Source organism: Sphingobacterium hungaricum (genome assembly GCF_015210005.1).
Taxonomy (GTDB): Bacteria; Bacteroidota; Bacteroidia; order Sphingobacteriales; family Sphingobacteriaceae; genus Sphingobacterium; species Sphingobacterium hungaricum.
The window spans coordinates 1,152,132-1,175,811 of sequence record NZ_MU158698.1 but is presented as its reverse complement, the minus strand read 5'-3'; the positions used below and the strand labels follow the sequence as shown (position 1 = coordinate 1,175,811).

The 23,680-nt window shown below is 39.1% G+C and carries 19 protein-coding genes; 11 read left to right on the top strand and 8 right to left on the bottom strand.

All coding sequences use genetic code 11. The annotated features are described in order from the left end of the window. Nucleotides 1-51: 51 nt before the first annotated feature. From C4F49_RS08305 to C4F49_RS08295, 3 genes are read right to left on the bottom strand one after another with little or no spacing between them, the layout of a single operon-like run. Nucleotides 52-1,881 (bottom strand): ABC transporter ATP-binding protein, encoded by a 1,830-nt coding sequence (locus C4F49_RS08305; protein ID WP_196935404.1) that lies wholly within the window; start codon nucleotides 1,879-1,881, stop codon nucleotides 52-54. Nucleotides 1,882-1,936: 55 nt separating this feature from the next. After that, nucleotides 1,937-2,488 carry a hypothetical protein gene (locus C4F49_RS08300; RefSeq protein WP_196935403.1) on the bottom strand — a complete coding sequence of 184 codons (552 nt, stop codon included), beginning with the start codon at nucleotides 2,486-2,488 and terminating at the stop codon, nucleotides 1,937-1,939. 7 nt (nucleotides 2,489-2,495) lie between these two features. Then, nucleotides 2,496-3,278 carry an SAM hydrolase/SAM-dependent halogenase family protein gene (locus C4F49_RS08295; protein WP_196935402.1) on the bottom strand — a complete coding sequence of 261 codons (783 nt, stop codon included), beginning with the start codon at nucleotides 3,276-3,278 and terminating at the stop codon, nucleotides 2,496-2,498. Nucleotides 3,279-3,586: 308 nt separating this feature from the next. Between C4F49_RS08295 and C4F49_RS08290 the strand changes: the two genes are divergently transcribed. The 11 genes from C4F49_RS08290 to C4F49_RS08240 all read left to right on the top strand — a co-directional run bounded on the left by C4F49_RS08290 (nucleotide 3,587) and on the right by C4F49_RS08240 (nucleotide 12,812). Then, nucleotides 3,587-4,564 (top strand): PhoH family protein, encoded by a 978-nt coding sequence (locus tag C4F49_RS08290; protein ID WP_196935401.1) that lies wholly within the window; start codon nucleotides 3,587-3,589, stop codon nucleotides 4,562-4,564. 26 nt (nucleotides 4,565-4,590) lie between these two features. Continuing rightward, entirely contained in the window at nucleotides 4,591-5,538 is a 948-nt protein-coding gene (locus C4F49_RS08285) for a phosphoribosylaminoimidazolesuccinocarboxamide synthase (protein WP_196935400.1), read from the top strand. A gap of 22 nt (nucleotides 5,539-5,560) precedes the next feature. Beyond that, nucleotides 5,561-5,932 (top strand): STAS domain-containing protein, encoded by a 372-nt coding sequence (locus C4F49_RS08280; RefSeq protein WP_196935399.1) that lies wholly within the window; start codon nucleotides 5,561-5,563, stop codon nucleotides 5,930-5,932. A gap of 3 nt (nucleotides 5,933-5,935) precedes the next feature. Continuing rightward, nucleotides 5,936-6,847 (top strand): ribonuclease Z, encoded by a 912-nt coding sequence (locus C4F49_RS08275; RefSeq protein WP_196935398.1) that lies wholly within the window; start codon nucleotides 5,936-5,938, stop codon nucleotides 6,845-6,847. A gap of 57 nt (nucleotides 6,848-6,904) precedes the next feature. After that, nucleotides 6,905-7,960: a histidinol-phosphate transaminase gene (gene hisC / locus C4F49_RS08270; RefSeq protein ID WP_196935397.1), complete on the top strand. Its 1,056-nt coding sequence runs from the start codon at nucleotides 6,905-6,907 to the stop codon at nucleotides 7,958-7,960. Nucleotides 7,961-7,972: 12 nt separating this feature from the next. After that, the gene (gene hisB, locus C4F49_RS08265; protein ID WP_196935396.1) at nucleotides 7,973-9,112 is read left to right on the top strand and encodes a bifunctional histidinol-phosphatase/imidazoleglycerol-phosphate dehydratase HisB; all 1,140 of its coding nucleotides are present in this window, start codon (nucleotides 7,973-7,975) and stop codon (nucleotides 9,110-9,112) included. Between the two features lie 18 nt (nucleotides 9,113-9,130). Further along, entirely contained in the window at nucleotides 9,131-9,721 is a 591-nt protein-coding gene (gene hisH, locus C4F49_RS08260) for an imidazole glycerol phosphate synthase subunit HisH (protein ID WP_196935395.1), read from the top strand. Nucleotides 9,722-9,745: 24 nt separating this feature from the next. Continuing rightward, complete coding sequence (locus tag C4F49_RS08255) at nucleotides 9,746-10,498, top strand: 1-(5-phosphoribosyl)-5-[(5-phosphoribosylamino)methylideneamino]imidazole-4-carboxamide isomerase (protein WP_196935394.1); 753 nt, start codon at nucleotides 9,746-9,748, stop codon at nucleotides 10,496-10,498. Then, nucleotides 10,499-11,251 (top strand): imidazole glycerol phosphate synthase subunit HisF, encoded by a 753-nt coding sequence (gene hisF, locus C4F49_RS08250; RefSeq protein ID WP_196935393.1) that lies wholly within the window; start codon nucleotides 10,499-10,501, stop codon nucleotides 11,249-11,251. Between the two features lie 14 nt (nucleotides 11,252-11,265). Continuing rightward, nucleotides 11,266-11,850 carry a bifunctional phosphoribosyl-AMP cyclohydrolase/phosphoribosyl-ATP diphosphatase HisIE gene (hisIE, locus tag C4F49_RS08245; RefSeq protein WP_196935392.1) on the top strand — a complete coding sequence of 195 codons (585 nt, stop codon included), beginning with the start codon at nucleotides 11,266-11,268 and terminating at the stop codon, nucleotides 11,848-11,850. Nucleotides 11,851-11,918: 68 nt separating this feature from the next. Then, complete coding sequence (locus C4F49_RS08240) at nucleotides 11,919-12,812, top strand: WD40 repeat domain-containing protein (RefSeq protein ID WP_196935391.1); 894 nt, start codon at nucleotides 11,919-11,921, stop codon at nucleotides 12,810-12,812. 5 nt (nucleotides 12,813-12,817) lie between these two features. On the opposite strand, the gene C4F49_RS08235 is transcribed toward C4F49_RS08240, so the two are convergent. The 5 genes from C4F49_RS08235 to C4F49_RS08215 form a co-directional block, all read right to left on the bottom strand. Then, nucleotides 12,818-13,072: a hypothetical protein gene (locus tag C4F49_RS08235; RefSeq protein ID WP_196935390.1), complete on the bottom strand. Its 255-nt coding sequence runs from the start codon at nucleotides 13,070-13,072 to the stop codon at nucleotides 12,818-12,820. Between the two features lie 34 nt (nucleotides 13,073-13,106). Further along, entirely contained in the window at nucleotides 13,107-13,580 is a 474-nt protein-coding gene (locus C4F49_RS08230; protein ID WP_196935389.1) for a GAF domain-containing protein, read from the bottom strand. Nucleotides 13,581-13,594: 14 nt separating this feature from the next. Then, a complete protein-coding gene (sov, locus tag C4F49_RS08225) occupies nucleotides 13,595-20,497 on the bottom strand; it encodes a T9SS outer membrane translocon Sov/SprA (protein WP_231388244.1) in 6,903 nt (2,300 codons plus the stop codon). Nucleotides 20,498-20,733: 236 nt separating this feature from the next. Further along, nucleotides 20,734-21,318 carry a Holliday junction branch migration protein RuvA gene (ruvA, locus tag C4F49_RS08220; RefSeq protein WP_196935387.1) on the bottom strand — a complete coding sequence of 195 codons (585 nt, stop codon included), beginning with the start codon at nucleotides 21,316-21,318 and terminating at the stop codon, nucleotides 20,734-20,736. 9 nt (nucleotides 21,319-21,327) lie between these two features. Beyond that, the gene (locus tag C4F49_RS08215; RefSeq protein WP_196935386.1) at nucleotides 21,328-23,604 is read right to left on the bottom strand and encodes an NADP-dependent malic enzyme; all 2,277 of its coding nucleotides are present in this window, start codon (nucleotides 23,602-23,604) and stop codon (nucleotides 21,328-21,330) included. Nucleotides 23,605-23,680 lie beyond the last annotated feature (76 nt).

Genomic DNA, 23,680 nt, shown 5'->3' with positions numbered 1-23,680 from the left:
AATCGCTATTCCAAAAGGTTTTTAATTTTTTCAAATTAACAGTAATTAACTTTAAACCGTTTGCGCAGATTGTAAAGAAAATAGATGGTGGTATAATCCGCTTTGTTTGGACATAAGCTCATGGTGATTGCCAAAATCCGAAACCAATCCATTTTCCATCACCAAAATATTATCCGCATTGCGTACTGTAGAAAGTCGATGTGCGATAATAATACTCGTGCGGTCTTTCATCAATTCTTCCAAAGCTTCTTGTACTAGTCGCTCTGATTCTGAATCTAATGATGAGGTTGCTTCATCCAATATGAGGATGGAAGGATCTTTAAGCAAAGCTCTTGCTATCGCAATGCGTTGTCGCTGTCCGCCCGACAATTTTACGCCACGCTCACCAACGACAGTATCGTATCCTTCCGGAAAATCCATAATAAAATTATGCGCATTTGCGCGTTGTGCGGCATGAATAATTTCTTCTGCTTCAGCATCCAAACGTCCGTACTGTATATTTTCTCTGATCGTCCCTCCGAATAACAAAACATCTTGTGGAACGATGGCCACTTGATTTCGTATATCGGTTAATTTATAATCCTGTGCAAGCTTATCATCGTAATAAATCTCTCCGCTGTTGGGTTGATAAAATTGAAGGATAAGCGAAGCTAATGTAGATTTTCCGGTTCCGCTCGGGCCAACAATCGCTAATTTCTGTCCAGCTTTGATGTCAAATGAAATATCTTTTATCGTTAAAATGTCTGGCCGCGTTGGATAAGAAAATGCAACATGGTTAAAACGCAGACCGCCATAAATTTTAGTCTGTATTTCTTTGTCTTCTTCGGTCACTAGAATATCTTCTTGAGGTTCATTCAAAATCTCAATCACTCTATCTGAAGCGCCTAATGCACGTTGAATGCTCGCGTATAATTCTGGGAAACTTCCCATAGAACCAGCGACGAACATGGAATACAAAATATAAGTCGTTAAATCCCCAACCGTGATTTCACCGGCAGAAACTAATGTCGCTCCATACCAAATAACGGCAATCACAGCTCCGAAAATGCAGAATATAATAAACGAAGCAAAAAAGCCTCGAAAAATTGCGCCTTTGACCGCTAATTTAACAACAGCATCCAATTTGTTTCTGTAGCGATTTGCTTCAAAAAATTCATTGACAAATGCTTTTACGTTACTTATACCTAATAACGTTTCTTGAACGATGGAATTGGAATCGGCTAATTGATCTTGAGCCTGGCGGGAAAGGTTTCGGATAAATCGTCCGAATACCAAGCCGCAAACGACCAACAAAGGGAGAATGCATAAATTCATTAAAGCCAGTTTTGGCGAGACAAATACGAGCAGGGCCACACCTACAATAAGACTGATGGACTGCCTTAGCAATTCTGCCAATGTTGTGGTCATCGTATCTTGTATTTGCGATAAATCTGCTGAAAGACGGCTATTTAATTCTCCAACACGGCGATTTGCAAAGAATTCAATGGGCAAAGTTATCAGCTTTCGGTAACTATCCATCCGAATATTCGCCAATGCTTTTTCAGCAATTTCCACAAAAATTTTGATTCTGAAAAAAGAGATAAAAGATTGGATCGTCAAAATGATGAACGCAATTCCGCCAATGTAAGCGACGCTTGCAGGCAACCAAGGATAGGTTTGTCGGTTTTGCGCAGCATCAATCATCGCACCCAATAGGGCAGGAAAAGTCAGCATGGTTAAACTCGAAAGAATCAAAAAAAACATACCCACGATAAACTGCGTGCGGTAGGGTTTGATGTACGAAAAGATTTTAAGGGCTTTATTAAGCAACTCTTTGTTTAACTTCGGTTTGGGTAAATCTTCCGAATGCGAATCTCCACTGTTCAATCTTGGTCTTGCCATTTTAAATTAAAATCCAGATATTTTTCAAAAATAAGGATATAAAATGTTTGGCAAATCAAAGTTGCGTCACTTTTTGAGCATGCAATTTCTTGTAGAGCATAAAAATTATCGCTGACAGAATAAGAATAAAGAATATACCGACGTAAATGTACACAGAGTCACTATGGTCTTGATTCTCTAATTCAGCGACTTGAGTCGTTAATTTCTCATTTTCTTCTTGCAGTTTGCTAACTGTCTTCATGTATTGGGTGACTTGATTGTCATAGTCGGCTGCCATGCGCTGAAATTTTTCTCTTTCAAAATCTTTATAGTCCAGCAATTTTTTGGTTTCTAAAAAGATGTTGTTGTCGGTGATAACAATCTGCCGAAGGATGTCAATCGACTTTTGCATATCGCCCTTGGTTTTGAAAATACCGAAAACACCCGTTTTCTTCGCTAAAGACACGTCGTATTCACCAAACTTGCGGCTTCTATCTTCTAGTAATTTGTTCACTTGAACACGTTGCGCCTCATACGATGTGGAATCTGAAGCAACAGGATTGGATGTTTGTCCATTGGCTAAAACAGCCAAAAAAAGAGAAAAATAGAATAGGAAAAAAAATCTCATAGAAAGACTAGTCTTTAAACTTTACGGTAATCGTTTCATCTTGATAAAGCCCCAATAATTGACTCGCATTACCTTTATTAATCGCGATTTCCAAGAAGTTGCTTATGCCGAACAAACATAGTTTTTCTCCTTCAGAAACTTCATTGTAGTGCCAGCTCATTTTATCGATGGTTTCATTTCGCTTGAATTCCAATTCAAATTTCCTGCCATTTTGGACTTGGTTGAATAAATCCTTACTGATGTTGCTGATTACATTACCAAAAGAATCGATGTAAGTGACATGTCCTTTGATGTAGTCTGAGGTATAAATAGGTTGGAAAGTCGCTTTTTCCAATGGATTGTCAATCGGAGCGCCGATTTTTTCTAACTTCCCGCCATTTGCAATGTGGCACGCAGCTTTTGTTAAAATATCTGCTAAAGGAAAATGTAGATAGCGCAAATCCTGCATAATATCGATTTCAATCAATGCCGATGGTTTTTCTTCACCTAAAATTATGCTGAAAATCCCATTATCCGCTCCCACAAAGTAATGTCCATTGTAATTCATCGCGATGTAGCGCGCTTCTTCTTGAAAGACAGTGTCGATACCGATAAGATGGACCGTGTTTTTTGGGAAATATTGGTATGCGTTTTTGAGGACAAATGCGGCGTACTGAATATCGAATGAGGGAATCTCATGGGTAATATCTATCAACCTCACATCGGGCAATTGCGATATGATGCTGCCTTTTAAAGCAGCCTGATAAAAGTCACGATGACCTAAGTCTGTTGTTAACGTTATTAATCCCATAATGCTATTCCATAAAGAATGAAGTTGTTAGTGCTTCAGCTTATGGAAATTCGATGCTAAATCCTATTCCTACGAGTGCAAAAATAATAAAATCTATTGTCGTATACTTCTATTTCTTGATTAATTATGTAAGACCGCTATTTAATCCGTAAAATATAGTTTGTACTTTTGACGACAATCTATTTATTTTATTTACAAAAATTTTAAATCATTAGAATTTTACCCGATAGTTCCATCTTATTTTGATATATTTATTGCAAAATACAGAAGAGAACTTTTAGCAAATTTTGTACTAATAAATATATAATTTGAACGAAATATTAATCAACTTAGATGATGTCAACTTAGTGACATTATGGGGTGCTCAAAACGAGAATTTCGAATTTATCAAAAGGAGATTTCCGAAAATCCGTTTAGTAGCTCGAGGGAACGAACTAAAAGTCTTAGGGGAGGAACAGGAGCAAAAGCTGTTTGATGAAATTTTTGAGAAGATTTTAGAACACATTCAAAAATTCCAATCGCTTTCTTCATTAGAACTAGAGGATTTGCTAGGCGTAGTGCCTGCGCATCCGAAAGCCGAAAAGCCTGTGGCTGATGCGGGAAAGGAGGGTGCTCCGGCAACGTTTAAGGGAGAGCCTATCGTGTACGGACCGAATGGAATCATTGTCCGCGCGCGCACACCGAACCAGCGCAGAATGGTCGATAGCATTGAGAAAAACGACATCCTTTTTGCGATTGGTCCTGCGGGAACAGGTAAAACCTATACTGCCGTTGCTTTAGCTGTTCGTGCATTAAGGAATAAGGAAATCAAACGCATTATTCTTACACGTCCTGCAGTTGAAGCGGGTGAAAATTTGGGTTTTCTGCCCGGAGATTTAAAAGAAAAAGTCGACCCTTATTTGCGTCCATTATACGATGCATTGGATGATATGATTCCAGCAGAAAAGCTGAAAGGATATTTAGAAAACCGAACGATTGAAGTTGCACCTTTGGCGTTTATGCGCGGGCGTACGTTGGATAACTGTTTTGTGATTCTGGATGAAGCACAAAATGCGACAGAACTGCAATTGAAAATGTTCCTGACACGCATGGGGCCTTCGGCCAAATTCATCGTTACCGGTGATATGACCCAGGTCGATTTACCAAAGAAAATCCAGTCTGGATTAGTTACTGCGGTTAAATTGTTGGACAACATCGAAGGTATCGAAATGATTTACCTAAGCGGTGCGGATGTGGTACGCCACAAATTAGTGAAGCGGATTTTAGAAGCTTACGGAGATATTTAATTTATACAAATAAAGCACCTAGTGCAATGAATGCAATAAAAGAAACAAATTTTAATTTTGAGAATCAGACCGCTTTTTATCGCGGTAAAGTTCGTGACGTGTATACGATAGCGAATGAATATTTAGTTATGGTAGCTTCGGATAGGATTTCGGCATTTGATGTTGTTCTTCCGAAACCGATTCCATACAAAGGACAGGTGCTGAACCAAATCGCATCTAAATTCTTGAAAGCAACGGCAGACATTATTCCGAATTGGGTGGTTGCTGTTCCTGACCCCAGCGTAACTATCGGTCATACTTGCGAACCTTTTAAAGTAGAAATGGTCATCCGTGGCTACCTTTCGGGACACGCTTGGAGAACCTACCGCGACGGCGGAAGGATTTTGTGCGGAGAAGTTTTAGCAGAAGGATTGAAAGAGAACGACAAATTACCTGAGCCTATTATTACCCCAACAACGAAAGCAGCTGTTGGTCACGACGAAGATATTTCTCGCACAGAAATTCTGGCGCAAGGTATTGTCTCGGAAGCAGATTACGTGCAGCTAGAGAATTACACGAAACAACTTTTCCAGCGCGGAACAGAAATCGCAAAAGAAAGAGGTTTAATTTTGGTGGATACGAAATACGAATTTGGTAAAAAAGATGGAAAAATCTATTTGATAGATGAAATCCACACACCGGATTCTTCGCGGTATTTTTATGCCGATGGTTATGCGGAACGCCAAGAAAAAGACGAGGAGCAAAAACAGCTTTCCAAAGAATTTGTACGTCAATGGTTGATTGAAAATGGATTTCAGGGCAAAGATGGACAACAGGTTCCAGAAATGACAGATGAAATTGTTCAATCGATTTCAGAACGTTACATTGAACTTTACGAACACATAACGGGCGAAAAATTTCAGTATCCTACAGACGAAGATGTGCAAGTTCGCTTGCAGACGAATATTACTAATGCTTTAAAATTACTATCTTAACAACCTATTTAGAAAACAACCTATGAAATTCACAGTGGATAAACATGATAGATACGTAGTGATACAACCTCTATCTCCAGTTTTGGATGGCGATGTCGCTAATAAATTAAAAGCAGAATTTATGATGCGAAACACAAGCGGACAGCGCAATATTGTGTTGGATTTGTCCAATGTGGAAGATGCGGATGAGAATGGAATACGCATGGGGATTTTAGCAAACAGATTGTGTGAAGCACATGGAGGCCTTTTTATCTTAACAGGTTTAAATGACAAAGTGCTTGGCTTGCTTGAGCTATCGAATTTACAACAGTTTTTTACCATCGTTAAATCTTTAGAAAATGCGGAAGATTTGATTTTCGGAAATGAGATACGCTTGGATTTGCGGGGGAAATAATGAATGAAATTTGAGGTTTTAATTCTAGGAAATAGTTCTGCAACACCTATATACGAGCGCCATCCCAGCGCTCAGGTACTAAACTTTAACGAACAATTGTTTTTGATTGATTGTGGGGAAGCTACGCAGATGCAACTTTTTCGCTATGGAATTAAGAGCAATAAAATCACACATATTTTTATAAGTCACCTGCATGGTGACCATTATCTGGGATTAGTCGGATTGCTGTCCTCTATGCATTTAGTAGGGCGGAAATCCGATTTGCATTTGTATGGACCGGCTCCTTTGGAGGAAATCTTGCTTTTGCAATTCCATTATTCGGATACGAATCTCAATTATAAGTTGATTTTTCATCCAACCAATCCCGAAAAGGAAGAGGTCATTCTGAAGACAGCCATGCTCACGGTTAGGTCCTTTCCATTGACCCATCGGATTCCTTGCACAGGATTTCGATTTGATGAAGGAAAACGTGCCGCGACGTTGAACATTGAAGCCGTTGAGAAATTGAAAATTCCGTCAGTCTTTCTATCAGGAATCAAAAAGGGTGCTGATTACACAAGTCCAGAAGGAACGATTTATCGTTCGGAAGAATTGACTTACAAAGCTCCATCATCTAGGAGCTACGTCTACTGTTCGGACACGAAACCTGTAGATGATTATTTGGAAGTCATAAAAGGTGCAGACTTATTGTACCATGAATCGACATTTTTGCATGAACTCTCAGAGCGTGCTCAGCAGACATTTCACTCCACAGCTTTGGAGGCCGCAACTGTCGCTAAAACTGCTCAAGTTAAAAAACTTCTCTTAGGGCATTATTCTGCTCGCTACAAAGATTTGACACCTTTATTGGACGAAGCAAAGTCAGTTTTTGAACATACTGAACTATCAATTGAAGGGAATTGGTTTTTAGTTTAGTAATTTAGTAGATTTTTGTTCATATTTACATCTCGAAAATAAATTCAGTACATAGACATGTCTTTTGACTTAAATAGACTTACAAGAGAAAATATAAAAAAATTAGTTCCTTATTCATCTGCAAGAGATGAATTTAAAGGAGAAGCATCTGTGTTATTGGATGCAAATGAAAATGCTTTTGGCTCTCCATTGCCAAATGACTTCAATCGCTATCCAGACCCTTTACAGTTAAAAGTAAAAAAGAAATTAACGGAAATAAAAGGAATTCCTGCGGAAAATATTTTTCTTGGAAATGGAAGTGATGAAGCCATTGATATTCTGTATCGTGCTTTTTGCAAACCGGGTGTGGACAATGTGATTTTAGTTCCGCCAACTTATGGGATGTATGAGGTTTCGGCGAATATTAACGATGTTGAAATCCGTAAAGTAAACCTGACCGCAAATTTTCAATTGGACTTGGATAAAATCGCAGACCAGATTGATGGCAATACCAAATTAATCTTTATCTGTTCACCAAATAACCCGACTGGAAATAGCATTAATCGCCAGGATATCGAAACCATCTTGACGAATTTCGATGGAATTGTCGTTATTGATGAAGCCTATATCAATTTCTCCAGACAAAAATCATTCACTCAGGAGCTAGCCGAGTTTCAGAACTTGGTTATTTTGCAAACCCTATCGAAAGCTTGGGGTTTGGCCGCCTTACGATTAGGAATGGCTTTTTCGAGCAAAGAGATTATTGCCATTTTTAACAAAATCAAACCGCCTTATAACATTAATCAGGCGACTCAGAATCTAGTGTTGGAAGCTTTAGAAAAAGTAGACCAAGTAAATAATTGGATTCGCGAAACTGTGAATGAGCGGGAATGGTTAGTGAAAGAGCTTGCGGAAATTGAGCAAATTGAACATGTTTTTGATTCCGATGCTAATTTTATCCTTGTGCGTATGCAAAGTCCGCGCGCAGTTTATGATGCATTGGTCGCTAAAGGAATCATTGTTCGCGACCGTTCCAAAGTAGAGCTATGTGAAGGCTGTCTTCGCATCACTGTAGGAAAGACGGAAGAAAACCAGCAAGTGGTTTCAGAAATAAAAGAATTTTATAATTTATAGTAAGAATAAAACATGTCAGATAAAGCAAAAAGAGTTTTATTTATCGACCGCGATGGAACAATGATTACCGAACCGGAAGACGAACAGATTGACTCTTTCGCCAAGTTGCAATTTTACCCTGGTGCGTTGCAATATTTACCGAGAATCGCCAAAGAACTCGATTTCGAATTGGTTTTAGTGACCAATCAAGATGGTTTAGGAACTGATTCTCATCCTGAAGAAAATTTTTGGCCAGTTCATGAATTTATTAAAAATACATTTGCTGGCGAAGGTGTAGTCTTTGCAAATGAGCATATAGACCGTACTTTTCCACATGAAAATGCACCGACTCGTAAGCCAGGAATTGGTTTGCTTGGAGAGTATTTCGATGGAGCTAAATACGACTTGGCAAATTCATTTGTTATCGGCGACCGCATCAATGATGTTCGCTTAGCCCAGAATTTAGGCGCTAAAGCCATCTGGTTGCGCAACAACGATACCTTAGGTCAGGCTGAAAAACTTGAAATTGAAGCGCAGACTGTTGCTCTTGAATCATCAGATTGGAAAGCAATCTATGAGTTCTTGAAATTAGGAACTCGTACGGGCACGCATCATCGCAAAACAAACGAAACCGATATTTTTATCGAATTGAATTTGGACGGTTCTGGAAAATCGTCGATTGAAACAGGGCTTCCGTTTTTCGACCACATGCTGGACCAATTGGCACGTCATGGAAATTTGGACTTGACAATAAAAGCAAAAGGAGACCTTCATATCGATGAGCACCATACCATCGAAGATACAGGAATTGCTTTAGGCGAAATATTCTTACAAGTTCTGGGAGATAAGCGCGGAATCGAACGCTATTCGTACACCTTGCCGATGGATGATTGTTTGGCACAGGTTGCTCTAGATTTTGGCGGACGAAACTGGATTGTTTGGGATGCTGAATTTAAGCGTGAGAAGATTGGAGATATGCCAACGGAAATGTTTTTCCATTTCTTCAAATCTTTTTCAGATGCATCAAAATCAAATTTGAATATCAAAGCAGAAGGTGAAAATGAGCATCATAAAATTGAAGCTATTTTCAAGGCTTTTGCCAAATCAATAAAAAAGGCAGTTAGAAGAGATGCTGACAATATGCAATTGCCAAGCACAAAAGGTGTATTGTAATTTAACATAGAGAAATAAATGATTGGCATTGTTAATTACGGAGCAGGAAATATATTTTCGTTAACTGCAACTCTTGAGCGATTGAATATTCCCTTTGGAATGATTAATCAGGAGGCAGATTTCGATAAATACGAACGGATTATTATTCCGGGAGTGGGTCATGCGGCTGTCGCAATGAAGAAATTAGAAGATTCAGGATTAGCCGATGCAATTAAAACATTGACGAAACCTGTTTTGGGGATTTGTGTGGGCATGCAACTGTTGACTTCGTTTTCAGAAGAAGGCAATGCACCTATGCTTAACCATTTCCCGTTGAAGACGTTACATTTTGCAAATCGCATCGATTTAAAAATTCCTCATGTTGGATGGAATAGCGTAGAATTGGAAAATGATTGTCCGATTTTTAAAGAAATATCCAATAATGCTTATTTTTACTTTGTACATTCATATTTTATTGAATTCGATAATAGCTTTACAAGTGCAAGCTGCGATTATGGAGTAAAATTTTCGGCAGCTATATGGAAAAATAATTTTTATGCTGTTCAATTTCATCCGGAAAAATCAGGCCGTGACGGAGAGCAGTTATTACTTAATTTTTCAAAAATTTAATCAGATTAGAACAACCTTAGTATTATGTATATTATACCCGCAATTGATGTTTTGGACCGCAATGTTGTCCGTCTAAGAGAAGGAAATTACGATGATGTCACCAAATATGAGATTTCTTTAGAAGAGCAAATCGAAAAATATTATGCGAATGGCACAGAAATCGTTCACATCATTGATTTAAACGGTGCAAAAGGGGACTTTTCAAATAGAGAATATCTGTTCGATATTTTGAAAAAAAGCCCAATGAAAATTCAGTATGGCGGAGGTGTCCGTAGCATTGAAAAAGTCAAAGAATTAATCGATGCTGGCGTATACCGAGTAATTGTCGGCACACAGGCGATTACAAATCCAGATTTCTTACAAGAACTGAGCACATTGAATGAAGGTCGTGTGAAATATGCGGACCACATTGTGATTGCTATTGATGTTTTGGATGAAGTCATCAAATATTCAGGTTGGTTAGAAAGCTCACCCATTAAATTGATTGAATACATTGACAAATGTTTAAGCTTGGGCTTTTTCCGTTTCTTATGTACAGACATCAGTAAAGATGGAAAACTTGGAGGCGCAGGTATTGAGCTTTATAAAAAGCTGTTAGACCATTCTCCAATTATTAAGCTGATTGGTTCTGGTGGAATTTCATCGATGAAAGATATCGAAGCGCTTCATCAGTTAGGAAATATGGAATCATGCGTCGTGGGTAAAGCGATCTATGAAAACCACATTACGATTGAAGAAATCAAGGATTGGAATCTGAAATCGCTGATTAATTTTTAAATGTTAGCGAAGAGAATAATTCCTTGTCTGGATGTCAAAGATGGTCGCACGGTAAAAGGTGTGAACTTTGTCGATTTGCGCGATGCGGGCGACCCTGTGGAGCTAGCTTGGCAATATTCCCAGCAAGGAGCTGATGAATTGGTCTTTTTGGACATCACCGCGACTCATGAAGGGCGCAAAACAACCATTGATTTAGTGAAATCTGTTGCTCGTCAAGTCAATATTCCATTTACCATCGGTGGAGGAATCAATGAATTGGCTGATGCTGAAATCCTATTGAATTCGGGAGCGGATAAAATTTCAATCAATTCTGCTGCGGTTCGCAATCCAAAATTAATTGACGAATTAGCAAATACATTTGGCCGACAGTTCGTTGTTATCGCGGTCGATACTCGTTTTTCGGAGGGTAAAAATTGGGTGTATCTGCGAGGCGGTAGAGATAAGACTGAAATCCAAACAGAAGATTGGATTAAAGAAGCCGAAAGCCGAGGCGCTGGAGAAATCCTGCTGACATCTATGGACCATGATGGCACAAAGAATGGCTTCGATTGCTCATTGCTGAAAAAAATCAATGATACGTTGACCATTCCGATTATTGCTTCTGGTGGCGCTGGCAGTCAGCAAGATTTTGTTGATGTATTTCAGCAAGCAGAAGTGGATGCTGCTTTGGCTGCGTCAGTATTTCATTATGGCGAAATATTGATTCCGGAGCTCAAAGAAACGTTAAGAAGAAATAAAATTATCGCACGATAATTTAAGAATATACTATGATTGATTTTGATAAAAGTGCAGGTTTAGTTCCCGTTATCATTCAGGATTTTCAAACATTGGAAGTGCTGATGTTAGGCTATATGAATGAAGAGGCTTGGGAAAAGACACTTGCCGAAAAGAGAGTTACGTTTTATTCAAGAAGTAAAAACAGGTTGTGGACGAAAGGCGAGGAGAGCGGAAATTTTTTGGAATTGCGTTCTTACCATATCGATTGCGACCAAGATACGTTGCTTTTATTTGTTGAACCCAAAGGGCCAACTTGCCATACAGGCTCAAGAAGTTGCTTCAATACCGAATACAACCAAAATTTTATTTTGCAATTGGAGCGCGTGATTCAGCAGCGAATCGATAATCCGCAAGAAGGGTCTTATGTTAACTCTTTGCGCACAAAAGGATTAAATAAAATTGCTCAAAAAGTAGGTGAGGAAGCTGTTGAAACAGTTATCGCCGCTTTAAATGAGACCGAAACTGATTTGATTAATGAAAGCTCGGATTTAGTTTTTCACTTGTTGCTTCTGTTGAAAGAAAAAGGATTAAGTTTGGAAACGATAGCAAAAAATTTAGAAGGCAGGCATCAATAATTTTTGTCAGCACAAAAAATACAATGGGAAATGCTGTAAGTTTTGCAGCATTTTTTTATTTTAATAGCATGGATATAGTTTTAAAAGCCACATTGACAGGACATCAGAATCCAATTTTTGCGATTGAATCGTCTGAAGACCAGCAAAGCATTTTTACAGGAGGGAACGACAAAGGAATCGTTGAATGGGATGTGAAAACACTGAAGTTCAAACGGATTTTATGCGCTGTTGACTCATCGGTATATGTGATTCACCGCTTGCCAAATAGCAATATTCTTGCGGTAGGTCTTCGTTCAGGAGAATTGATGTTTATCGATGTCAATGAACAAAAGTTGCTTGCAAAATTTAAAACCAATCAAGGCGCGTTGTTTGCGATCCAATCATTTAGCTCCAAACCCGAGGTGATTGCCATAGGCGAAGAGGGTTATGCATACGTATTGAATTCAGAAGATTTTCAATTAAAATATCGCTTCAAAGTTTCGCCTACGACCGTGAGGTCCATTGCTATTTCTGATGATGAGCAACAAGTTGCCTTTGGAGATAAAAATGGATTTGTGTACATCTATGATGCACGTGATTATGAATCCATTTACCAAAACCAATTGCATGAATTGCCCGTTACGAGTTTGCTGTTTGATAAAGAATACCTGTTTTCCGGTGGAAGGGATGCCAAATTGCATCAGTTGAATCGTGCAGATTTTTCAATTCGCAAATCCATTGTCCCGCATATGTTTACGGTATATGGCATTGTGAAACATCCAGATTTTCCATTTATCGCGACAGCAAGCCGTGATAAAACGTTTAAAATCTGGGATAAAGATTCCTTGGCATTGTTAAAAAATATCTCCCGCGATAAAGGCTATGAAAGCCATAGCTTATCCATCAATAATATTCTTTGGAATAGCTATTTATATACTGTCAGTGATGATAAAACAGTAAAGGTTTGGGAGATTGGATTGTAGAAAATCTAGTTCAGAGATAAGTCGTCGAATAATTTATCAATATCAGTATAACCTTTTAAATCAGGTTTTTCCTTTTTAAATTCTTCGATAGCAAACTTTGTCTCCTCATTCGGGAATTTAAAGTTCGTCGCATCAATCAAAACAGTCTCAATGTACCTAGCTATACTTGTGTTTTGCTGCTTCGCAAGATTCTCTAAGTAAGTATATAACTTTTCATCAAGATCAAGCGAAGTAATTTTCTTTTCATTTGTCTCATTCATAGTCTAAAACTTAATACGCAAAATTAAAGATTTTTTAGAATTCAATAAAGCTAATAATTTCTTCCAAATATTGCTGATCGATCTCGTCAAATGAATTTAATTCCGAACTGTCAACATCCAGCACGCCCAAACATTTGCCACCTCTTAAAATAGGAATAACAATTTCAGAACGGGACAACGAACTGCAGGCAATATGACCCGGAAATTCTTCAACGTCAGGAACGATCAATGTTTTCTTTTCTGCCCATGATTTTCCGCAAACCCCTCTGTCATATCCGATGCGTGTACAAGCAACGGGACCTTGAAACGGACCTAAAACCAATTCATTCTCCTTCAACAAATAAAAACCAACCCAGAAAAAGTTAAACTGCTCTTTCAGCGCGGCCGAAATATTAGCCAAGTTGGCGATGGTATCATTTTCGCCAGTGATTAATGCCTTAATTTGTGGAAGTAATTGTATGTACTGCTCTTCTTTAGTACCGCGGATTATGTGTAGATCTTCTGCCATTGATGTAAAGTCAGTTATTGGAACATGACCCTCAAATTTACGCCAAAATAGGTATATGATGTAGCATAATTCTGCGAAGTATATGGTTTTACGACATTTGAATTATAAAACAAGCGGATGTTGTAGGTTTGATTAATCGTTAGATCCAACGTAGGATTATAACTAATACTTTTGTTGCCTGAAGACACTTCGGAATAAGCAATGTCAGAACGGTAGACCAAAGTTTTGCGATCGTTGATTGCCAGATCCATCCTGAAATTCAAATCATTTTTAAGCTTTCGATCAGAGAACCAGCCAAATGGAAGGATAAAGTTATTCTTGCGGTAACCTAAACCTAGCACGAATGATTCTTCAGTCATCATCGCAAGCTGGCTATTTTGTAAGCTAAAATTCAAACTTTTAGTTGATCGGAATTCTGAATTGGCCGAAACATTGTTCTTTAATCGTGCGTCGATACCAATTAATGGAACAAACTGGTCGAGAATCGAAACTTCTTGGTACACATTTTTAGTCAAGAAATTATTATTCGCATCGCGTTCGGAAGGTGCGCCGCCAGTTTCATCGTAGCGAATCATCGAGTTGTAGCCACTGATGTTATATTGAGAGAGATAGCTGTGGTTAATGTTTATGGAGGTAAAAATTTCATCCAAACCAGCAATTTTTGCAAGCCCATTGTAGGATATTCTCCAGTTTGGCAATGGAATTCTCGGCGTTTTATTGACTGCGCTCGAATTGATGTCTTTGCCTAAATAAGTCGCTAAAAATGCATTCACCACAACATCCTGCTGTTCTTTTCCATAGCCATCCGCAAACTGATCTTCGGTCTGACCTACGGAATTTAAATTGGACTGTGCGAGAATATGCGAAATCAACTGTTTATTTGATTCGAATTCCCTGAATAAATACGCATGATTTCTAAAGGAAGCCTGAATTCCAATTTGCGAAACGCTATAATTTCCAGTTGTGTATGGGGTGATATTTTCTAAGAGTCCTGTCGTTGTATTAATTGACACGTTTGACGTGATGTTGTAATTATCGATTCGCGTTCCCGTGAAATCAATTCGCAAACCCTTTATCGGTTCTAGGTTTGCCAAATACGAAAAGTTCTCCGAATATGTTTTTGAAAACAATTGAGTTTGCAGGGTATCTGTCGTTAGCCAGTTATTCTGCAAAGCCTTGGAAATAATATCGCCTTGGCTTCCGAACAAAAACCCCCAACCCGGCGCATTGGCATTAAAATCATACCCTAAAATAGTTGTTACAGGTAAATATCCCGGCACATAAGTTCCTTCAATACGTGTATAAGCTCCGTTAACGGTTCTCACCATTGTCAATAGCTGAGTGAAAAAGGCTGTCGATCCTTTCGCATTCCTGCCAGAATTCTTTCGGATAAACCAGAATTTATTGTAAAGGGACTGCATATTGAATGATGGATTCAATTGTATTGTCCGATTATTTTGGATTGTATTTCCAAGATTCACTTCTGGGTTTTCTAAGGTCAGCAAAGGCTCGCTTTGCCAATTAAATTGCGCGCCATAGCGCGCTATCACATTCACCCATTCCAGATAAGGAACCTTATAGATTGGAAAAGTATAGGTGATGTTCATCATGTGGTTGTAATCGGTTGTCCGACCCATTTTCCAGAAATTGGACCACATGGTATCTTGTTTGATGCCATCGACTACACCCGCATGTTCATCAATGATTGAATAATTAGTCGCATTGAAATCCAAGCGCAAGGATTTTGTTAAGTCCCAGCTGATTCCGTAAATGCGGTTCATGTTGAAGTTCTTGTTGTAATAGGTCGGAAGTTCGTTGTTGGTCGAATTATCCCGCAATGTATTTTCATTATAAATCCGATTGACATCCAGCCTAAAATTGATAAGCGAAGGCATTAAATTAAAATTGATGTCTTTAATGATTTTTAGGTTTTCGTTCTTGATGTTTTTGAATGGTTCATAAAACTTGATATTCGGATTTGAATAGGTATAATCCAAAGCACCGCGATACGTTTTTTGAACAGATAACGCTGTGTTGAAATCCCGATGGATGTATTCCGAATAAGCATAAGTGGCGCTAAAATTTTCGATGCTCCATGGTTTCAATGAGCTGAGGTTGTTGGTTTTGATTTTGCGCACATTGCTAAAACTAAAACTTTTTCTCATCGTGTAATCTTGCACCAAGCGGAACAAGGAATCTTGCTGATTATTCGACAAAGTTGCCAAAGCCGTATTCAATTCAATATCTGGACTGAATGGATTATATTCTGGTGTTGAGGTTTGTTTCGAATAATTAAAATAGAATGGAATGACGATGCCATGTCGAGGATGGAAGAATTTTCCAAGTTCTGCATTGGTCGTAATATCAAAGAATAAATCGTCTGAACGGCTTCGTTCAGCCAAGCGCTGTGATAAAGAACCAAATCCAATTGTTGATTTTGTTCCTGTAAATGAAACATTGGCAAAGTCCGCCAATTTCAAATTTAATCTAGCAGTTGCGGCCCAGCCACCACGATCATCAAAATCTGTTAAGCGCAATTCATTGAACCAAAACTCTCCGCTTAAATCACGGCCATCATCTAATCCTGTGCTTGACGTAGAACCCCGAAGTGGATTTTTAATACCCATTAAGTAATAGCGGATTTTCGATAAATCTGGCGTTCCGACAACGACAATTCGGTTGTTGCCATCGCTGTATTCAAATGGAACATCCAAAGGCCAAGGCTGTCCTGATAACTGCGCCTTGTCGCGCGCTAATTTGGCATCTTGAAACAAACTCAGCTGAATGTTCATCCGATTTTGCTCAGGCCATATCAAATCTGCAGAAGTTGTCCCGTAGGGCGTGATTGCCAAAGGCATATCGTATTCGTAGTAGTTGTATTTGTCATCCGTTCCCAAGCGGAAAAATGCACGAAAATCGCCATCTCTTAAATTTTCGCCTTCAGCATGGATAAACATTTCCAGATTTCCATAGGCTCGGAAATCATGTGAAGTTGTTTTGTATGCTGCACGGCCATAACCATCCCGTAGATTTTGAACATCAATGCTTAAGGATTGCTCATTTAATTCCACATCCAGATTGTTGTTGGCTAAATCAATTTGTCGGTTTATTCCGGGAGGAACAACGTATGGAATCGGCGACCGGTTTCCATTTTCTTCAATGCTGACATTAGCAACGTTGAAGGTAGAATTATCGGATGGCATAATGCCTAAACTTGGATCAGAAATCACTTTTGTTGCATCATTTTCCGCATTGTATTTGCGCCATTCTCCACGGACAAATTGCATGCGACCAAAACGCAGAATAGCTGTATCAGCATAATTGGTCATAAAGACACGAACAAAACGTATGGATTTAAAATCATTGATATTGCCGTATTTGCTTTCGTAAGATGTAATCGGAATCCGGACTTTATACCATTTGGCATCAACCTGATTTCCGTTCTTTAACGTCACCTTTGCAACCTGTTCCTCAACAATAAAATTCTTTCCAACAGCCATATCTTGTGGTCTGGTAGACATTTTATATTGATAATATTCCTCGACCTCATTCATGGTATTGTCTCGGTTGACATCTTCTCCATCAGGAAGAAGCGTACGAGCTGAGGTTTCCACTCCAAAATCAGCCTGCGATTGTTCGTTGGTTCTAGAATTCCCTTCGAGTCCGCTGTATTTTTTGTACCGATCGAGAATGCCTACACTTTGAGAATAATCATTTCCAATAAAATACCCGTAGTTATCAGAAGAAGGGTCATTCGTCAGTTCTTCCAAGGCTTCAGGATTCAGCAGGCCACGAAGTTGATTTAAAAAATTGCTGTGAATAACAGACTCTTCGCGATCTCCCAAACCGTCCAAACCAACATCTTGCAACACGCGGCTGACGGGGTCGTTATCGAAGGCTTGAACTACGGGCTGGTTTTTAATCACATATCCCCAATTCGTTAATTCGACCTGAGACAAATCGCCTGATGGCGGAATGCCATTCTCAAGAGATTTCCGCCCATCTTTTAGAATGTCTTCAGAAATATTCCCCAAATTAAAATACACATCGCCACCCTCTTTATTTGGATTGGTCAACGTGGGATCCATTAACCACATTTCAAGAAACTCAATGTTCTGAGCTTCAAAATCTGTCTGGTCCATTTTACGGAACATTCCTCCCCATCTTGTCCTTGGATTGATTAAAGTTCCATCTGAATTAATTCCGGAAGTTGCGTAATTGTAAGGCCCGCGAATCGTTGGATAAAATGCTAAATCTAATGTTTGCAGGTAGCCATCAATACCTGTTTGTGACTGCTTGTAAGGAAAAATTTCTTGTTCAGAAACCTCACGGACGCGGTGATTTGATAATTCGTTTGCACTTAGATTCGGGTTGGTCGATGAGTTTTTGTAAAAAATCGGGTCAATGTTATAAAAAGACAGTAGCGAACGATTGAATCCATAGCTCAAATCATTCACCAGTTCTGATTCTGGAAACAACCTCGGCGTTCCTGATATTTGCCAATTGCTCTGTCCTTTGATGTCAATGTAACTGACTACGTTTTCAAAATCATCAATGTAGGATGTTCCTGTAGACGACAAATCCGTATCCAATCCGCTCGGATGGCCGGGAATTAATTGAGCGTATTCCCCATAGAAGGAGATGTGCGATTCCTCTTTTGTGCTCAAAAATGGAATCTTGTCAACCATTCGTGTTAGCCAACGGGATGTTGTGCTGTAACTTAGGTCGGCTCCAAGCATGGTGTTTGAAATTGGTTCTTCACCAATGTAGACTTTTTCGCTTAAGGGTTTTTCCGTTAAGTTCATAACGGTTGCGCCGATTTTTAGCTTGTCGTTTACCAAATAATCAAATCGTCCGCCAAGTAAAGTTTTCTGTTGCAAACCATACATGCTATCATCTTCAACCGAAACTGTAATCGGTTGGCCGGATAAAACTAATGCTTCATTCAAAATGCGCAAAGTCCCTAATTGAAAATCTACCGTGTAATCTACATTAGGTTCCAAAACCATTCCGCCGGACATCACTTTGATACCATTCGTTGTCAGGTTAAAAACGCCCAATTGAAATTCAGTTCCAGAAGCCGAGCTGTAATTTCCTCGAAGCAAATACCTGTTTTTATTGGGGAATAATTGCTGTGCATCCACTTTCGTATTGCTGTACAATTCAGGGAATGTATATTTTTCGATTAGCTCTACTTCCGTTGCTTGAAATTGACCAGCCAAATCCTTTCCGAAAGGTTCGATTACAGGGAAAATTAATTTTCCACGTGCTGGATCGATCGTTACGTCGGGTATAAAATCGAAAAGCCCATCAGCACCAGCCGCTTGCTGTTGCGTTAAGCGATCCACTTTTGCTAATTGCAAATACGTTTTTTCTTGTGTGTTTACCCCTTCATAAATCGCGGGTCTTTCAGTTCCAGTTTCATTTTCAGTCCGATAGATCTGAATGGAGAAATTATTTTCTGATACATTCGTCGCATTCAGCGAGTAAATGTTTTTCATCATCAGGTTCCATATGGGAAGGTTAGTTTTGATGACTTCATTCTTCAATAATTTTGTGTACAGCGCTTTCGGTTCAGACGGTGTGACAGGAATATCCGTGCTAAATTCACCGACCTGATATTCTTTTCCGTTCACCATATATTTATAGGCGACGGATAAGGCCTGATCTTGGTTCAATGGATAAAATAGGGAAATATAACCCAATCGCTTATTGACGACATAATCTTTGCCTTCAACCAATTTTCTTGCATAAGTTAGTTTTGCATAGTTATCATTGGTTCCTGTAGCCGCAAAAAAACTTTGTGTGAAATTTCCATTCGACAAGCGGCCTTGCTCACCTAATAAATCCAGCAAATTATTTGATTTTTCTGTACTTGCTTCGCCAGGAATACCTGTCGATGGAAGCCTAGAAGAACCTTGTGTAATCAACGAATTGTAGGGCGTGTACTCAGCAAGGTCCAATAGAGCAATGATGTCGCGTGAATCCGTTGAACTATTTGCGCGATTGCTCGTCCATACTTCGACCTGCAAGATATTCACATTGCTGTTAATAATTGGCGCCATTGCCAATGCATTGTTGTAGTTGTCTCGGAAGTATTGGCCCAAAAAATAATGTTGATTATCTTCATAGTTATCCAGCGTAATTTTCACCTCACTATCTCGGCTTCCATTGGAGATCGTGAATTCTTTAGTTCGCGACCGTTGTTGTGAAATAAGCCCAGTGAAGGTTAATTTTCCAAATTGAAGTTCTGCCTTGACGCCAAACAAAGCTTCTGAACCCTGAATCAGCGTTGTATTAAGTGGCATGCTCACATTTCCAATTTCCAATCGCCTTAGAATAGCATCATCTTTTGCGACATAATCAAACCGGATTTGATTTTCAAAATCAAATTGTGCGCGCGAATTGAAATTGGCATTGATTTTCAGATTCTCACCGATATTTCCGGTTAAGTTTAAATTGATGTTCTGGTCAAAATCGAATCCCCATTGATTTCGCTGAGTTTCATTGAACATCGGATTTTGGTTGGTGTTGTGTTGCCCCATCAGCGTCACTTCGGCACTTCCTCTCGGTACTAAATCGATGGTATTTCCACCAAAAATTTGTTCAAATGCAGGGCTTTCGATTTCAATAACTGGGAAAAGGCGGCTTTTCCGATGATTGTCCAATTCTTTTTGAGCTAATTCTTCCCAATAATTTTTCTTGAGCCTGTTGAATTCATAGGTCTTGTATTCGTCAAGCGTCAAATACAATGGCGGACGGAATAGCTTGGTGCCTATTTTCTCTCGAATAATGTATTGTCTGCTGATGGGATCATAAACAATCTCGCGTTCGATGTTTTTTGGAGCAGATAAACTGACCGGATCATAGCTGTTTGGTAAGAATAAAAAAGGCTGGTCTTTAAACCGATAAGGCAATTTTAATGAGTCTGCTTTTTGGTCAACATAAGAAATAGTTTGCGCATAAGTTATTGAACTAATAACAATGAAGCAAATACATGCACAAGTTAAAATAAAGAAATTTTTCAACTAGACTCAAAATCAAAGTTAACCCGTTATATCTTAGGCGACAGGCAAATATAAGGAATGAAATTAAAAACAAATTGTTAAATTAATTGAGGAATTATCAAATAAGTAAAGCGATTGAACAAAAACTAAAGTTTCTTCAAAGCTAGTTTAATTAACGCTTCGACCGGTAGCTCACCTTCTGTATTTTGTATGGTCAGCAAAACTTTTTCTGCAGCTATTTTTTGGAAACCTAACATGACCAATGCGGCCAAGGCTTCTTCAGATGAAGATTGTTTTTGTACGGGAAGAGAGATTAAGGCATGCGGGCCTTCTTTTTTTAATTTGTCCTGCAATTCTAGGATTACACGCTGCGCTGTTTTTGGGCCTATCCCTTTTATTTTTTGAATGGTTTGCACATGTCCTGTAACGATCGCCTGCTGGATTTCTTCCGGCGTAGCCGAAGAAAGCATCATGCGTCCGGTGTTCGGACCTATTCCTGAAACAGAGATTAAATGGTTAAATAATTGGCGTTCTCCTTCTGTCGCGAACCCATATAAGGTTTGGGAATCTTCACGTACTTGGAAAGAGATAAATAATTTTAAATGCTCTTGGTCTTTTAACTGAGCATAGGTTGTTAATGAAATGTGTACAAAATATCCAATCCCACTCACGTCAATAATAACGTGAGTAGGGGATTTAAAAATAAGTTTTCCACTAAAATATTCGTACATCGTCTATTTTTAGTTATTCTTTTCAAATGCTTGAACATCCACAACAGCGATAGTCACCATGTTCACGATTTCGCGAACAGAACTGTCTAATTGCAATACGTGTACAGGTTTGTTCATACCCAATAAAATTGGACCGATCGCTTCCGCATTGCCTGCTGTCTGTAAAAGTTTGTATGCTATGTTTCCTGATTCTAGATTAGGGAAAATCAACGTGTTGGCTGCTTGTCCATTTAATGTGCTGAAAGGGAAATTCGCGTCCAGCATTTCTGCATTTAATGCAAAATTAGCTTGTAAATCGCCATCCACAGTAATATGAGGAGCTTTAGCATGCAAAATCTTAACCGCTTCTCTTACTTTAGTAGGGATTTTACCCGTGCTAGAACCAAAGTTAGAAAATGATAACATGGCCAATCTAGGCTTCACGTTAAAACGCTTAACAGCATCGTCGATCAAAATCGCGATATCCACCAATTCTTCAGCTGTCGGGTCTTCATTTACTGTTGTATCGCCAAAGAACAAAGGTCCTTTCGGTGTCATCATCATGTACATACCCGCAACACGGCTTCCTGGTTTTGCGCCAATTACTTGCAGAGCAGGTTTGATGGTCGTTCCATAATTTTTTGTCAAACCGGAGATTAGCGTATCTGCTTCCCCAAATTCAACCATGCTCGCTGCGAAATAATTACGATTGGTCATCAGCTTTTGAGCATCATACTTCGAGATGCCGCGACGCTGACGTTTGGTGTAAAAATGATTGACAAATTTTTCAAAACGTTCTGTTTTGGTTTCCAAAACTGGATCAATAATTTCAACATCGCCCAAATCGAACGTAAATTCTTGAATTAAATCCTCAATTTTCTGTCTGTTACCCAATAAAATTGGAATCGCGATACCTTCGTCTTTAACAATCTGTATCGCACGCAATGTTTTGTAGTTATCTGCCTCAGCAAAAACAACACGTTTTGGATCGCTTTTCGCTTTTTCTACCAGCGTACGAATGATACGGTCGTCGTTTCCTAAACGTTTATGCAAATTTTCGATGTACGCATCCCAATCCGTAATAATATGTCTTGCTACGCCTGAATCGATTGCTGCTTTTGCGACAGCAACAGAAACTTCTGTGATCAAACGTGGATCTGTCGGTTTCGGAATGATGTAATCTCTGCAGAAACGCAAATTATTTGTGTTGTAAGCAATGTTTACTTCCTCTGGAACTGATTTTTTTGCCAATTCAGCAAGTGCTTTCACAGCTGCGATTTTCATCTCCTCATTGATGGCTGATGCGCGAACATCTAGCGCACCTCTAAAAATGTATGGGAATCCCAATACATTATTGACCTGATTCGGATAATCTGAACGTCCAGTTCCCATAATCACATCCGAACGAGTTGCGATTGCCAAATCATAAGCAATTTCAGGATTTGGATTTGCCATAGCCAAAACGATTGGATTCTCTGCCATGGTCAGCAACATTTCTGGCGTCAGCACATCGGCTTTAGATAATCCGATAAATACATCTGCACCTTTCATTGCGTCTTCCAGTGTGTAAATGTCCTGATCCGTTGCAAATTCTGCTTTTGATGGGTCTAATTCTGTACGATCTTTACGGATCACACCTTTAGAATCCAGCATCACAATATTCTCTTTTAATGCACCAACGGATTGGTACATGCTTGTGCAAGAAATTGCGGCAGCACCCGCGCCATTTACAACAATCTTAACCTGGCTAATTTCTTTGCCGATCAATTCACAGGCATTGATCAATGCCGCGCCTGAAATAATCGCTGTTCCGTGCTGATCATCATGCATTACAGGAATATTCATTTCTGCTTTTAGACGACGCTCGATTTCGAAACATTCAGGAGCTTTAATATCTTCTAAGTTAACACCTCCAAAAGTTGGTTCCAATGCTTTAACGGTGCGAACAAATTCGTCTACATTGGTGATGTCTAATTCAATGTCAAATACGTCAATATCCGCAAATATCTTGAACAATAAACCTTTTCCCTCCATCACAGGTTTTCCGGCTTGAGCACCGATGTCACCTAATCCTAAAACGGCAGTTCCGTTACTGATTACAGCAACCAAATTTCCTTTTGCGGTGTATTTGTAAGCATCGTCCGCATTTTCTGCGATTGCTAGACAAGGTTCTGCAACACCAGGTGAATATGCTAAGGATAAATCTCTTTGCGAGCTATGTGGTTTTGTAGGTACTACCTGAATTTTTCCAGGCCTTCCCATTGAGTGATAGTTTAATGCGTCTTTCTTTTTATTGATATTGCTCATTATAATTACGTTTAATTTCTTATACCGTAGGACAAATGTATAATTCTATTTACAGTTCTGCTAATAATGTTTTAAT